The 12,698-nt window shown below is 73.1% G+C and carries 13 protein-coding genes; 5 read left to right on the top strand and 8 right to left on the bottom strand.

All coding sequences use genetic code 11. The features are described 5' to 3' along the window. Positions 1-5 precede the first annotated feature (5 nt). Positions 6-245: a DUF6087 family protein gene (locus ABTZ03_RS18760; protein WP_350514097.1), complete on the top strand. Its 240-nt coding sequence runs from the start codon at positions 6-8 to the stop codon at positions 243-245. 251 nt (positions 246-496) lie between these two features. Here the strand turns inward: ABTZ03_RS18760 and ABTZ03_RS18755 are convergent, their stop codons facing one another. Both ABTZ03_RS18755 and ABTZ03_RS18750 read right to left on the bottom strand, forming a co-directional pair. Continuing rightward, positions 497-724, bottom strand: a complete 228-nt coding sequence (locus tag ABTZ03_RS18755; RefSeq protein ID WP_350514096.1) for a hypothetical protein — start codon at positions 722-724, stop codon at positions 497-499. An 8-nt stretch (positions 725-732) separates the two neighbouring features. Continuing rightward, positions 733-921 carry a hypothetical protein gene (locus tag ABTZ03_RS18750; protein ID WP_350514095.1) on the bottom strand — a complete coding sequence of 63 codons (189 nt, stop codon included), beginning with the start codon at positions 919-921 and terminating at the stop codon, positions 733-735. Positions 922-1,184: 263 nt separating this feature from the next. Between ABTZ03_RS18750 and ABTZ03_RS18745 the strand changes: the two genes are divergently transcribed. From ABTZ03_RS18745 to ABTZ03_RS18735, 3 genes are read left to right on the top strand one after another with little or no spacing between them, the layout of a single operon-like run. Continuing rightward, on the top strand, positions 1,185-2,012 hold the full coding sequence (locus tag ABTZ03_RS18745) for a helix-turn-helix domain-containing protein (RefSeq protein WP_350514094.1): 828 nt from the start codon (positions 1,185-1,187) through the stop codon (positions 2,010-2,012). Further along, positions 2,009-2,242 (top strand): DUF397 domain-containing protein, encoded by a 234-nt coding sequence (locus ABTZ03_RS18740; RefSeq protein WP_350514093.1) that lies wholly within the window; start codon positions 2,009-2,011, stop codon positions 2,240-2,242. Before ABTZ03_RS18745 ends, ABTZ03_RS18740 begins: the two co-directional genes overlap by 4 nt. Positions 2,243-2,300: 58 nt before the next feature. Beyond that, a complete protein-coding gene (locus ABTZ03_RS18735) occupies positions 2,301-5,102 on the top strand; it encodes an AfsR/SARP family transcriptional regulator (protein WP_350514092.1) in 2,802 nt (933 codons plus the stop codon). Positions 5,103-5,671: 569 nt separating this feature from the next. On the opposite strand, the gene ABTZ03_RS18730 is transcribed toward ABTZ03_RS18735, so the two are convergent. From ABTZ03_RS18730 to ABTZ03_RS18720, 3 genes are all read right to left on the bottom strand, one after another. After that, the gene (locus tag ABTZ03_RS18730) at positions 5,672-6,325 is read right to left on the bottom strand and encodes a hypothetical protein (protein WP_350514091.1); all 654 of its coding nucleotides are present in this window, start codon (positions 6,323-6,325) and stop codon (positions 5,672-5,674) included. A 51-nt stretch (positions 6,326-6,376) separates the two neighbouring features. Next, a complete protein-coding gene (locus ABTZ03_RS18725) occupies positions 6,377-7,408 on the bottom strand; it encodes an ArsR/SmtB family transcription factor (protein WP_350514090.1) in 1,032 nt (343 codons plus the stop codon). Between the two features lie 225 nt (positions 7,409-7,633). Then, on the bottom strand, positions 7,634-8,287 hold the full coding sequence (locus ABTZ03_RS18720; RefSeq protein WP_350514089.1) for a helix-turn-helix domain-containing protein: 654 nt from the start codon (positions 8,285-8,287) through the stop codon (positions 7,634-7,636). Between the two features lie 121 nt (positions 8,288-8,408). On the opposite strand from ABTZ03_RS18720, the gene ABTZ03_RS18715 reads away from it, so the two are divergent. Next, entirely contained in the window at positions 8,409-9,854 is a 1,446-nt protein-coding gene (locus tag ABTZ03_RS18715) for an aminopeptidase P family protein (RefSeq protein ID WP_350514088.1), read from the top strand. A 92-nt stretch (positions 9,855-9,946) separates the two neighbouring features. On the opposite strand, the gene ABTZ03_RS18710 is transcribed toward ABTZ03_RS18715, so the two are convergent. The 3 genes from ABTZ03_RS18710 to ABTZ03_RS18700 all read right to left on the bottom strand — a co-directional run bounded on the left by ABTZ03_RS18710 (position 9,947) and on the right by ABTZ03_RS18700 (position 12,698). Beyond that, complete coding sequence (locus ABTZ03_RS18710) at positions 9,947-10,399, bottom strand: GNAT family N-acetyltransferase (protein ID WP_350514087.1); 453 nt, start codon at positions 10,397-10,399, stop codon at positions 9,947-9,949. 128 nt (positions 10,400-10,527) lie between these two features. Beyond that, a complete protein-coding gene (locus tag ABTZ03_RS18705) occupies positions 10,528-11,202 on the bottom strand; it encodes a class I SAM-dependent methyltransferase (RefSeq protein ID WP_350514086.1) in 675 nt (224 codons plus the stop codon). A 92-nt stretch (positions 11,203-11,294) separates the two neighbouring features. Beyond that, positions 11,295-12,698 carry a sensor histidine kinase gene (locus ABTZ03_RS18700; RefSeq protein ID WP_350514085.1) on the bottom strand — a complete coding sequence of 468 codons (1,404 nt, stop codon included), beginning with the start codon at positions 12,696-12,698 and terminating at the stop codon, positions 11,295-11,297.

Genomic DNA, 12,698 nt, shown 5'->3' with positions numbered 1-12,698 from the left:
GTGGCGTGGACGAGGACGAACCGCTGGAGCTGTGGGCCGAGTGCCGGTCAGCCTTCCAACGCCCTGCTGGAGAACTGCGAGCCGTACACCTCGACGAGATCGACCGCCCCGCCCATGTGAACCCGGCAGCGCCTCGGCTCATCGAGCGGTGGGATGGCGTGCAGTGGGTGCCCGAAACGATCGCCACCGACTTCGCGGCCGCCCAAAGGCTCGTCCACGGCATCCGAGGCGACGGCTCGTTCTGACTCGGACGGGCAACTGGTTCAAGGCGCCACCGTTCTGTCATGTGGCGCGGGCTTCGAGGATCCTCGAAGCCCGCGCCTTCGCTAGTCGGTCCCCGACCACCCCGCGACGAGCGCGAACCCGCCGGTGGAGGTGACGAGGAAGGTGAGGACGAACACCAGCACGCTCGCCGTGGGAGGGACGTCGTCGGGCAGCAGGAGGGCGACGACGCCCGCGAGCAGGAGACTCCCGACGGTGATGGCCGTCGCGGCGACTACGGTCGCATGCCCCTGCGGAGGATGAGGACCAGCCGCTCGATGACGTCCGGCCTGGCCGCGCCGAGGTCGATCAGGATGACGCCGGTGTCCTTGACCAGGCGCCAGTCGATGCCGAGGGAGGGGAGCTTCACCTCGGCGGCGTGCAGGACGGTTTGGAGGTCGTCGAGGATGTCGGCCGCGTTGCGACGGTCCTCGGCCGTGATCTTGTCGATCCTGCTGCTCATGGGGCATCTCACTGTTCGGTGTTCGTGATCCAACGCGCTTCGGTGTCCCACTCGATGCCGCCGCCCGGGGGCCGGAGGAAGGCACGCCCGTGCTGCCAGCCCATGAAGGCGGCCCACCGCCCGGAGCGGGCGTCGAAGACCCGCTCGCCGGGGGTGGAGGGGTGGTAGGGCTCGGAGGGCGGCGCCGCCCGTCGCACGGGCGGCGCCGGGGAGGGGGCGACGGCGGAATCGCGTCGCGATTCGGGGACGGAGTCGCCGCACCGGGGGCAGCGGCACGGCGGAAAGTCCCGCCGCAGGATCCGACTTTCGCCAGATTGATTGTTCGTCATATTTGCTTCTCTGATGAGGTGTTCGCCGGGGCTGGCCATCACCGTTCGTGCTTCTAGCGTCACTCCTCGGGGTTAGCCTTGTGAAGAAGCGGCACGTCCCCACCCCTCTTGAAGACATCCGGAGGTCTCAAATGCCCGCGCAGCCTCGCGACCTGACTCCCTACCAGTCCCCCCGGCACTTCTTCGGGTCGGAGATCCGTCACCATCGAACCTGCGCCGGTTTGTCCATCGCCGATCTGGGCGAACAGGTTCGCTACAGCAAGTCCCATATGGCCAACATCGAGGCTGCACACCGGACTCCGCCGCCGGACCTCCCGCCCCTGCTCGACACCGCACTCCCCGCCGCCGCCGGCTTCTTCACCCGGTTCTACCCGCTTGTGAGCAATGACTCGTTTCCGGACTGGTCGCGGCGCTATATGACGCTCGAACCGCTCGCGAATACCCACCTGAAGTACTCGCTCTCGATTCCGGGCTTGTGGCAAACCGAAAACTACGGCCGCGCCTTCCTTCGGCTAGGTCGACCTCGCGCATCCGAGCAGGAGATCCAGGAACACTGGAACCGCCGTCAGGCCCGACAGCAAATCCTGCTCGGCCCCACACCCCCGTTCATGTGGGTAGTGCTGGACGAAACAGCTATTCGCCGGATCGTCGGCGACCCGGTTATCACCCGTGAGCAGATCAGGCACGTGATCAATATCGCGCAGGGCACGAACGCCGTTGTGCAGATCCTGCCCATTGATCGTCCGCACGGCGCGATGGGCGGCTCACTCACTCTCCTCCACTTCGATGACGCCCCTCGGGTCGCCTACCTGGAGGGAGTGAAGTCCGGCCAACTCATCGAGGCACCACAGCAGGTGACCGATATGGCACTGATCTACGATACGCTCCGAGCAGTGGCCCTTACGCCTGATGAGTCACTGGCGTGGCTGCACAGAGCATCGGAGGAGCACCCAGAATGACCCCACAAACTTCTGCCCCGGACCCCTCCACCGCCCACTGGTTCAAGTCGACTTACAGCGACCCTCAGGGCGAGGGCGATTGCGTCCAGGTAGCCGCCGACTTCCTCGTCTCCCATGACCTTGTCCTCATCGGCGACACCAAGACGCCCGGGACCTACCTCACCGTCACGCCAGAGGCCTTCGCCGATTTCATCTCCGCGACCTCTTCTGGCGAGTTCGACACGGTTTGACCAGTCGTCATACATCGGACCTGGGGGAACGTTGCAACCAATCAGCCATCCGGGCCCGATGAGCTTCGCGTTACTCGGCGCGCTGCGGGTGCAGCGCGCCGAGAGCACCATCGAGCTGGGGGCGCCCCGGCAGCGGGCGGTGCTGGTGTCTCTCCTCCTCCGGCCCGACTCGGTCGTCTCCATGGATCAACTCATCGCGGACGTCTGGGGCGAGGAGCCGCCCGGTTCGCCGGTCGTCGCCATCCGGTCCTACATCTCACAGTTGCGGAAACTGCTGGAGCCGGTGCGCCGGACTCCCACCGTCCTACTCTCGCAGGCGGGCGGCTACCGGCTCGCGGTCGAACCGGACCGGATCGACCTGGGGCAGGTCAAACGACTGCAGGAACGCGCCCGGAGCTGCGCCCCCGAACAGGCCCGGACCCACCTCCACGCCGCCCTTCAACTCTGGCGCGGGGAACCGCTCCTCGGCCTGCCCGGCCCCCTCATGGAGCGTGAGCGGCAGCGGCTCGCCGAGCTGCGGCTCACCCTCCTCGAAGAGCGCCTCGGCCTCGACGAACCCGCCGACTGCCTCACCGAGTTACAGGCCCTCGCCGCCGAACACCCGTTCCGCGAACAGCTGCAGGCGCTGCTCATCCGCGCTCTCCGGGACACCGGGCGCACCACCGAGGCCCGGGCCACCTACGACGCGCTGCACTCCCGGCTGGTCGAGCACCTCGGGATCGAGCCCGGTCCCGAACTCTCCGCCCTCCGCGACGAGTTGGATCCGGACCAACTCCCGTCGGATCCGGCTCACTTCACCGGCCGGCAGCAGCACGTCACCGCCGTCGCGCAAGCCCTCACCGACCGCGCCACGCCCGGGCTGCGCCTGGTGACGATCACCGGCATGGCCGGCGTCGGCAAGACGGCCCTCGCGCTCCGCACCGCCCACACCCTGCGCCCCGACTTCCCCGACGGCCGGCTGCACGCCGACCTGCGCGGCGCCGACCTGGTGCCCGCGAGCGCCTCCGACATCCTGGCCGACTTCCTCACCGCGCTGGGCGTGACCCCGCCGTCCATCCCCCGGGACCTCGCGGGCCGGGCCGCGCTGTTCCGGACGGCCAGCGCCGGGAAGCGTCTCCTCGTCCTCCTCGACAACGCCCGCGACGACGCCCAGATCCAGCCGCTGCTGCCCGGCTCCTCCGACTGCGCCGTCATCGTCACCAGCCGCGCGATGCTCACCGGCGTCTCCTCCGTCCTGCACGTCCCGTTGGACGTCTTCGACACCCGGGAAGCACTCGCCCTGCTCGACTCCGTCATCGGTACAACGCGCCGGTCCACGCAACCCGACGACGCCGAACTCCTGGTCGAGGCCTGCGGTTTCCTCCCCCTCGCCGTCCGGATCGCCGCCGCCCGGCTCGCCGCCACCCCCGACCAGCCGATCGCCGACCTCCTCGCCCGCCTCGCCGACGACCGCGAGGGCATCTCCGTCCTCCGCACCCGCGACCTCGCCGTCGAGCAGGTCTTCGACCTCAGTTACCGTCTCCTCCCACCGCCCCTGGCCACGGCCTTCCGCCAACTCTCCTGGGTGGAGCCGGACATCGGCACAGCTGCGGCCGCCGCCGTCCTCGACCTGCCCGAGCACCAGGCGGAGCACCTCGCCGAAGCGCTCGTCGACCAGGCCCTGCTGGAGTCGATCGGCGCCGGCCGCTACCGCTTCCACGACCTCGTGCGCGCCTTCGCCCGCCGGACGTCGCTCCGCGCAGGCACCGACGAACGCGCCACCGCCCACCGCCGGTTGCTCACCCTCCTCCTCGGCAATGCCCGCACGGCCTTCTCCCTCGCCGTCCCCGGCGACCCGGTGGCCGATGTCTTCGGCGAGCCGGTCACCCGACCGTTCTTCGCCGACCTGCCGCAGGCCCGTCGCTGGGCCCGGACCGAGACCCCCGGCGCCATCGCCCTCGCCGCCGCCGTCGCGACGGTCTCCCCCGCCCTCCTCCGGGAGGCCGTCGACCTGCTGATCGCCCTCAGCCCGCTCGGCCTGGGTGCCTTCGCCGGCCGGGCCGAGGAGACCGCCCGGCTCCTGATCGCCACCGCCATGAGGGCCCGGGACCGCGCCGCCGAAGGCCGCGCCCGCTTCCTGCTCGGCACCGTCCTGCTGGGCCAGGCCCGGCTGGACCAGGCCGCCGAGCAGGCCCGCCGGGCAGCCCTGGCCTGTCAGGAGGCGAACGACCCGGCCGTCCACCGGCAGGCCCTCAACGACCTTGGCGTGATCGCCCAAGCCCAGGGCCGGCACCAGGAGGCGATCACCGCCTTCGACCAGGCGGCGGACCTCGCCCGGCGGCTCGGCCACCGTTCCGGCGAGGTGGCGAGCACCGCGAACGCGGCGCTGTCCCGGATCCGCAGCGGTCGGGCGGAGGCCGCGGTGGGGACCTGCCGAGGACTGCTGACCGAACCCGGCGACGCCGCGATGACCGCCTACGTGCACTACGTCCTCGGCCTCGCCTACCAGGAGCTGGGCCGACTCGACGACGCCGCCGTGCAGTTGCAGTGCTGCGTCGACTGCGCGGGCCGCGCCGGGGACCTGGACCGCGAGTCGGCGGCCCGCAGCCGCCTGGCCGACGTGCTGCGGCTGCTCGGGCGGGTCGACGAGGCCGTACGGGAGGCGGAACAGGCGCTGCGCCTGGCAACGCAAGGTGGGCGACAGCGCGAACGCGCTCTCGCCCACCTGGTGTTGGCCAATGCGATGACGGCACTCGGCGATCACCGCACCGCCCGGGACCACGCGACGGAGGCGCACCGACTGCTCAGCGGCCTCGGCGCCCCGGAGTCCGCCGACGCCAAGTCCCTGCTGACCGCGCTGGCCACCGCCGACGGCTCCTAGGAACCCGTCACCGGATCCGGATCACCAGCCCGGTGCTGTTCCAGGCGATCGTGCTCGCCACGCACCGCACCTCCGCAGACCCCCCGCAGGCCTGCGCCGGCGGCGCCGTCGGCGAGCCGTGCCGTACCGGATCCCCCGCCGCCACGGCGAAGACCCCCGCGCCCACCGCCATGACCGCCGCACCGGCAACCGCCGTACGGACCACAACCGTTCGCAACACTTCCGATATCTCCCTGCTCACGTGCCGTACTCGGCCCTACTCAAGCGCCCGCACGTTCTCAGGGCCCGGTAGACGGACGATCAACGGCCGCTACCCCGATGATCGTTGGCAGGCCGTCTACCGCCGTCGGTGAACGTTGGGCCCGGCGCCGCGATCCGAGCACCCCGTTCCATCGGGTCCGGTGCCGAGCACCGTCTGACGGGGAACTTCCACCCTCGTCAGACCCCCGCACCACCTCCGGGCGTCCTGGGCACGGACCCGGTGCGGGGTCCGTCCGAGGCGCCGGGCCTTCCCCGTCCTGGCGCCTCGGCGGCGTTCCCGCCCGCCTTCGCCGCCCCCGCCGCCCCCTTCAGGCGGTTTCCAGCAGCACCGCGGGCAGTTCGCCCTCCAGCACCGGGCCGCGCGGCAGGGTCAGGCCGAAGCGGCGCCCGAGCACCTCCAGGCAGAGCCGGTGGACCTCGCGGTTCGCGCGCTCCGGGTCGGGCAGCCCGAGGGCGGCCAGGTCCGCGGTGACGGCGGCCGCGACCGCCGGCTCGCCGTCGACCCCGGCGAAGCCCCAGCTGCCGTCCAGGTGGAGGTTGAAGCCGCAGAGCGGCTGCCCGTCCCGCGACGCCCGGTAGAACGGCGGCACCGGCTTGCCGTTCTCCTCCTCGTACTCCAGGTGGTGCACCTCGACGCCGTCGCCGCGCGAGACGCTCTCCGGGAGGTGCAGCTCGCCCTGCCAGTAGCCGTACGCGACCGCGTAGGAGAGGCCGTCGGCCTGCCCGTGGCGCAGTGCGATCGCCTCGAAGTCGCCCGCGAAGTCGAGGTCGTGGTCGTCGATCAGGTCCTCGCCGGTGTACGGGCCGAGCGGCCGCACCGTGTGCCCCGGGAGCGCTTCCGCCGCGATCCGGGCCACCACTTCCTCCGGGGCCAGGCCCCGGGCCAGCACGACGCTGTACCCGCCGTAGGCGATCGAATAGGGCTGGGCGAGCCAGCCGAGCATGTCCGTCATGGTGATCATCCTGCTCGATCCCACTGACAGAGCCCCTGACAGTGCCCCTGACCGCAGGCGCTACCCCGCCCGCGCGACCTCCGGGTTGTCGAGCAGCAGGTCGTGCCCGACCGCGCTGAGCGCGTGCCGGACCTGCTTGCCCTGGCGCTGGGTGGTGATCAGTCCGGCGGCGCGCAGGGCGGCCGCGTGGGCGGAGGCGGAGGGCGGGCTGATGCCGAGCAGCCGGGCGAGTTCGGTGGTGGAGCACGGGCCGCCCTCGACGGCCCGCAGGGCGCGGGCCCGGGCCGGCCCGAGGACGGCGGCCAGGCCGTCGGCGACCGCGGGCGCCGCCTTCGCCGGGGTGGAGCCACGAGCGGGGGACCGGGCCGCGAGCGGATGGATCAGCAGGCTCTGCCGGTCCTCGGCGAGCAGCATGCCGATGCCGTTCTGCACGAAGTAGTTGGGGCGCAGCTCCAGCCCGTGGCCGCCCAACGCGAACTCGCCGGTGGGGCCGCCGGTCGGCCCGCCGGTCGCGTACTCCAGCACCCCGTCGTCGTGCCAACGGGTGTGCGGGTGCAGCGAGTCGAGCATCGCGCCGACGCCGGACCGGGCCGCGGTGCGGGCCCGCTCGGCCACGTCGGCCTCCAGCAGTCGGCGGAGTTCTGGCCAGTCGGGGGCCAGGCAGGACCGGTACAGCGCCCAGGCGCCGTCCGCGACCCGGCGCAGCCCGTCGGGGCCGTCGTCACGCAACCGGGCCAGGGCGACGGGCAGTTCGGCCGGGTCGCCGTACACGGCGAGGTCCTGCGCGAAGGTCGGCGAGGCGACGGCGAGGACTTCGTCGAGTTCGTCGGCGAGGTCGCGGCGGACGCCGTCGATGTCGGCGCCCATGAACGCCGGGACGCCCGCCGTACTGGCGTTGACCAGGTCGAGGAAGGGGGCCGCACGGTGCGGGACGTGCCGGCGCACCTCGCGCCACCAACGGTCGCGGCGCATTCCCAGGCAGCCGGACGGCGCGTCCCGCCGACTGGCGCCACCGGTCATCAGGTGGTCCAGCGGGGAGACGGCGAAGCGGGTCCTGGCGAGGTCGGCGACCCCGAACCTGATGCTGAGCACACCCCTCCTGACCTGGCGCTCCCTTGACCATTAGGCCCAGAGGCTAATGCATGGCCGATGCGCCGTGGGCCTTGGCATCCTTCCCTGGTCGGCGTCCGGTCCCCCGCCACAGGGGAGCGGGGGAACGGGCGCGTCGATCCGTCACGACCCCTGATACGGCTACGGATCGTTCGTCGAACCGAACGATCCGGCGGCCGGGCGAACCTCACCCGCCCTGGGCGGACCTCACCGCCCCACGCAGGGCGGAGCCGCCTCCCCGGCCTCCCCGGCCTCGCCCGCCGCACCCGTCTCCCCCGGTCCGGCCAGGTGCAGCCGCCGCTCGGCCCGGTACTGCAGCAGGAGCACCGAGCGCACCGGCTCCCCGCTGAGCGCGGTGTAGGAGTGCGGGAGCGAGGCGTCGAAGCCGATGTAGTCGCCCGGGTCGAGCTCCACCTCGCAGCGGCCCGCCCGGACCCGCAGCCGGCCGGACTGCACGATGGTGTGCTCGGTACCGGTGTGGCCGCCGGAGATCTGGGTGCCGTCGGTGCGCACCTGCTGGTCGTAGACCTCGAACACCACGTCACCGGCCTCGATCCGGCGCAGCGGGCGCAGGTCGACGCCGCGTCCGCTGAGCACCTCGGCGTCGGCCGCCCGGACCACCGTCACCTCGCCGGACGGCTGCCCCTCGACCAGGTCGGAGATCGGCACGCCGAGCACCCGGGAGAGCCCGAGGACGGTCTCCAGGGTGGGGTTCCCGGCGCCGGACTCCAGTTGGGAGAGCGTCGCCTTGCCGATCCCGGCCCGTCGGGAGAGCTCGGACAGCGAGAGTCCGCGCTGGGCCCGGATCCGCTTCAGGTTGGCGGCGAGGACCCCCCGCACCGATCCCTCGGAGTCGTTCATCCTCAGCCTCTTCTCTCCGGACGCCGTTCGATATACCGTACAAAACGCTTGTTGCGCACTCGGCAGGACAGCGTAGCGAAGCGCGCACCGTCTCCCCCTCCCCCCCTCTGGAGAGTCCCCAGTGACCGAGCCGACCGGGCCCACCGAGCCCATCAAGTACCGCAAGAACGGCCTGACCCGCGGGGTCACCGAGGAACTCGCCCAGAACATGACCCAGGGCTGGGCCGACACCGAGCGCCACGCCCTGGAGCCGATCGCCCAGGCCGCGCACACCGAGCGCCGCCGGGCCGCGCTCTCGGCCGCCTTCCCCGGCGAGCTGCTGGTGGTCCCGTCCGGCAACCCCAAGGTGCGGGCCAACGACACCGACTACCCCTTCCGTCCCTCGTCCGACTACGTCTACCTGACCGGCGACCAGTCCCAGGACGCCGTGCTGGTCCTGGAGCCCGCCGGGGAGACCGGCCACCACGCCGTGCTCTACCTGCGCGACCGCTCCCGCACCGACAACGGCGAGTTCTGGCTGGACAACCACGGCGAGCTGTGGGACGGCCGCCGCAACAGCCTGACCGAGAGCGAGAAGCTGTTCGGCCTGCCCTGCCGGGACGTCCGCACCGTGCGCGCCGACCTGGCCGCGGCCACCGCACCGGCCCGGGTGCTGCGCCGGCACGACGCCGGGGTGGAGGCGGCCCTCCGGGAGGTGGCGGTCGACGAGCGGGACGCCGAGTTCGAGGTCTTCCTGTCCGGGATGCGCCTGGTCAAGGACGAGTTCGAGATCGCCGAGCTGCGCCTCGCCTGCGACGCGACCGCCCGCGGCTTCGAGGACGTGGTGCGCGTCCTCGGCACCGACACCGCGACGCCGGAGCGGCTGATCGAGGGGACGTTCTTCGTCCGGGCCCGGCTGGAGGGCAACGACGTCGGCTACAGCAGCATCGCCGCCGCCGGTCCGCACGCCACCACCCTGCACTGGGTCCGCAACACCGGCCAGGCCCGCCCCGGCGACCTGCTGCTGCTCGACGCGGGCGTGGAGACCAACGAGCTCTACACCGCCGACGTGACCCGCACCCTGCCGGTGTCCGGCCGCTTCACCGAGATCCAGCGGAAGGTCTACGACGCGGTGTACGCCGCCCAGGAGGCCGGCATCGCGGCGGTCGGGCCCGGCGCCGACTTCCGCGACTTCCACCACGCGGCCCAGCGCGAGCTGGCCGAACACCTCACCGCCTGGGGCCTGTTCGGCGACCTCACCGCCGACAAGGTGTACGAGCTGGGCCTGCACCGCCGGTTCAGCCTCGCCGGGACGGGCCACATGCTCGGCATCGACGTCCACGACTGCGCCCACTCCCGCACCGAGGAGCACCTCGACGGGCAGCTGCTGCCGGGCATGGTGCTCACCGTCGAGCCCGGCCTGTACTTCCAGCTGAACGACCTGACCGTGCCGGAGGAGTACCGCGGCATCGGCGTCCGGATCGAGGACGACATCCTGGTCACCGAGGACGGCAACGAGAACCTCTCCGCCGCCCTCCCCCGCCGCTCCGACGAGGTCGAGGCCTGGCTCGCCCACCTGCGCGGCTGACAGCTGACAAACGACGGCTGACGGCTGACGGCCGACGGCCGACGCGCGGCCCCCGGCTCCCCGTCATCGGGTGAACCGGGGGCCTCGGCGACTCAGCCGTCCGCCAGCGGCTTGACCCAGCGGCTCCACTGGGGTTCGGGGTGGTAGCCGGCCGCCTGCCAGGTGCGGTGGCCGACGGCGTTCTCGTCGAGCACCATGGCGTCGGCGCGGCGGCCGCCGAGGGCGGTGAAGCGCTGTTCGGCGGCGGCCAGCAGAGCGGCGCCGATGCCCTGGCGGCGGTGGGCGGGGTCGACGGCCAGGCGGTAGAGGTGGCAGCGCCAGCCGTCCCAGCCGGCGATCACGGTGCCGAGCGGGGTGCCGAGCGGGGTGCCCGGGTCGTCGGCCGCGGCGGCGACGATCAGGCACTCCGGGTCCCGGGCGAGCAGAGCTGCCACGCCCGCCTCGTCGTCGGTGATGCTGGTGCCCTTGGCGGCCCGGGCCCAGAGGGCAAGCAGGGCGGGGATCTCCTCGGGCGCGGCGGGGCGCAGCACGATCTGTGGGGTCATGTCGGCCTGTCTAGCAGGGTGTTCGGCCGGGCCGCCCGGCTTTTCGGATCATGGACAGTCTCGGATCACGGACTTCTCGGGCCATGGACCGCTCGGGTCACGGACTCTCGGGTCACGAACCTCTCGGGTCAGGCAAGCAGGCGCCACACCGTGGTGGTCTTGACCGAGGCGTCCTCCAGGTCCGCGACCACCGGCACCTGGTAGGCGGCCACCGCGGTGAAGCGGTCCCGGGGCAGGTAGGCGCGGCCCGGGTCGCCGACGATCACCGTGGCGCCGCGGGCGGCGGCGCGTTCCAGGAACGGCAGGAAGCGGGCGGCCATGGCCCGTTCGTAGAACACGTCGCCGGCCAGCACCACGTCGGCCGGGCCGCCGTCGCCGTCCACCAGGTCGACCAGCGCGCCCGCCACCCGGACGCCGTTGGCCTCGGCGTTGAGTCCGACGGCGGCCACCGCGTAGGCGTCGATCTCGGCCGCCCGGACGTCCCGTGCGCCGCGCAGCGCGGCCGCCACCCCGACCAGGCCGGATCCGGCCGCGATGTCCAACACCGCCTTGCCGTCGACCAGTTCGGGGTGGTCCAGCACGTAGCGGGCGACCGCGACCCCGCCGGCCCAGGCGAACGCCCAGAACGGCGGCGGCAGTCCGGCCTCGCCGCGCTCGCGTTCGGTGGTCTCCCAGAGCGCGATGGCGTCCGGCGCCATGTGCAGGTGGATCTCGGGCACGAAGGGCACGGGCGTCAGTGCGGTCTCCCGCAGGATGAACGCCCGGTCGGTGTCCGCTTGATGAACTCGCAGCTCACTCGGCATGCCCCGCAGCATAGGGCCAGCCGGCGCCCGGTCACACCGGTCGCCGACGCCCCGGCCGCGCCGGCCGCTCACGCCACGCCGACGCCGCCCGCTCACACCGGCCCGGCCGCCAGCGGGATCGCGGCGGTGAGCCGGGCGCCGGCCGGGGTCGGGGTGACGGTGAGGGTGCCGTGGTGGTGGCGGGCGATGTCACGGGCGATCGGCAGGCCGAGCCCGGTGCCGCCGTGGTCGCGGGAGCGGGCGTCGTCGAGCCGGGTGAAGCGCTCGAAGACCCGCTCGTGGTCGGCGGGCGGGATGCCGGGGCCGTCGTCCTCGACGTCGAGCAGGGCGAGGCCGCGCCCGGGGTCGGTGGCCAGCCGGACGTGCACGGCGGTGGCCGCGTGCCGCTCGGCGTTGTCCAGCAGGTTGGTGAGCAGCCGGCCGAGCCAGAGCGGGATGCCGTCGACGGCGACCCCGGGGGCCAGGTCGGTGGTGCGCCGGTGCGGGCCGGAGGGGCGGGCCAGGACGGTGCCGGCGACCAGGTCGGTGAGGTCGATCCGCTGGCGGGGCCGGTCCTCGGCACCGCCCGCGTCGAGCCGGGCCAGCAGCAGGTCGGTGGCGAGGTTCTGCAGCCGGTCGGTGTCCGCGAGGGCGCCGTGCACCAGCTCGGCCCGGACGGCCGGGTCCGGGTGGGTGTCGGCGACCTCCAGCTGGGTGCGCAACACCGCGAGCGGGCTGCGCAGTTCGTGCGAGGCGTCGGCGATGAACTGGCGCTGGCGGCGGCCGGAGGCCTCCAGCCGGTCGAGCATCGCGTTCATGGTGGCGGCGAGCCGGGCGATCTCGTCGGCGGTGCCCGGTTCGGGGACCCGGCGGTGCAGATCCTGGCCGGTGATGGCGTCGACCTCGGCGCGGATCGCCTCCACCGGGCGCAGCGCCTGCCCGGTGACCTTCCAGGTGACCACCACCCCGGTGAGCAGCAGCAGCGGGCAGGTGACGGCCAGTCCGGCCTGGGTGATGTCCATGGCCTCGTCGGCGGCGCGCAGCGAGGCGCCCGCGTAGACGGTGACCGGGCCGGTCGCGGTGTCGGCGGTGACGGCGGTGAGCCGCTGGGGGTGGTGGTCGTAGAGCGGGTCGACCGCGTCGGTGGTGCGCGAGCCGGTGTGCCGCTCGGTGGCCAGCGCGGGGCGGCCGGCCAGGTTGGGGCTGGCCGCGAGCACGGCCCCGCGGGCGTCGACGACCTGGAGGAAGTCGGCGCCGTGGGCGGTGTGCAGGACGGCCGGCAGCCGCCCCTGGACGGCGAGTTGGGCGACCGACTCGGCCTGCTGGCGGGTCGCCGAGGCGGCCGAGGCGACCAGGTCGGCGTGCACGGCGGCGAGCAGTCCGGCCCCGGCCAGGGCGAGCGCGGCGGCCAGCACCGTACCGGCCGCGGCGGTGGCCCGGGCGCGCACCGTGCGCGGGACGAACCGGTCGGCCCAGCGGGGGACGAACCGGCCGGCCCGGCGCGGGAGTCGGGGCAC

This window comes from Kitasatospora sp. NPDC096077 (genome assembly GCF_040303245.1).
GTDB lineage: Bacteria > Actinomycetota > Actinomycetes > Streptomycetales > Streptomycetaceae > Kitasatospora.
The sequence above is the reverse complement of the archived record's forward strand: the minus strand, read 5'-3'. Positions and strand labels throughout refer to the sequence as shown.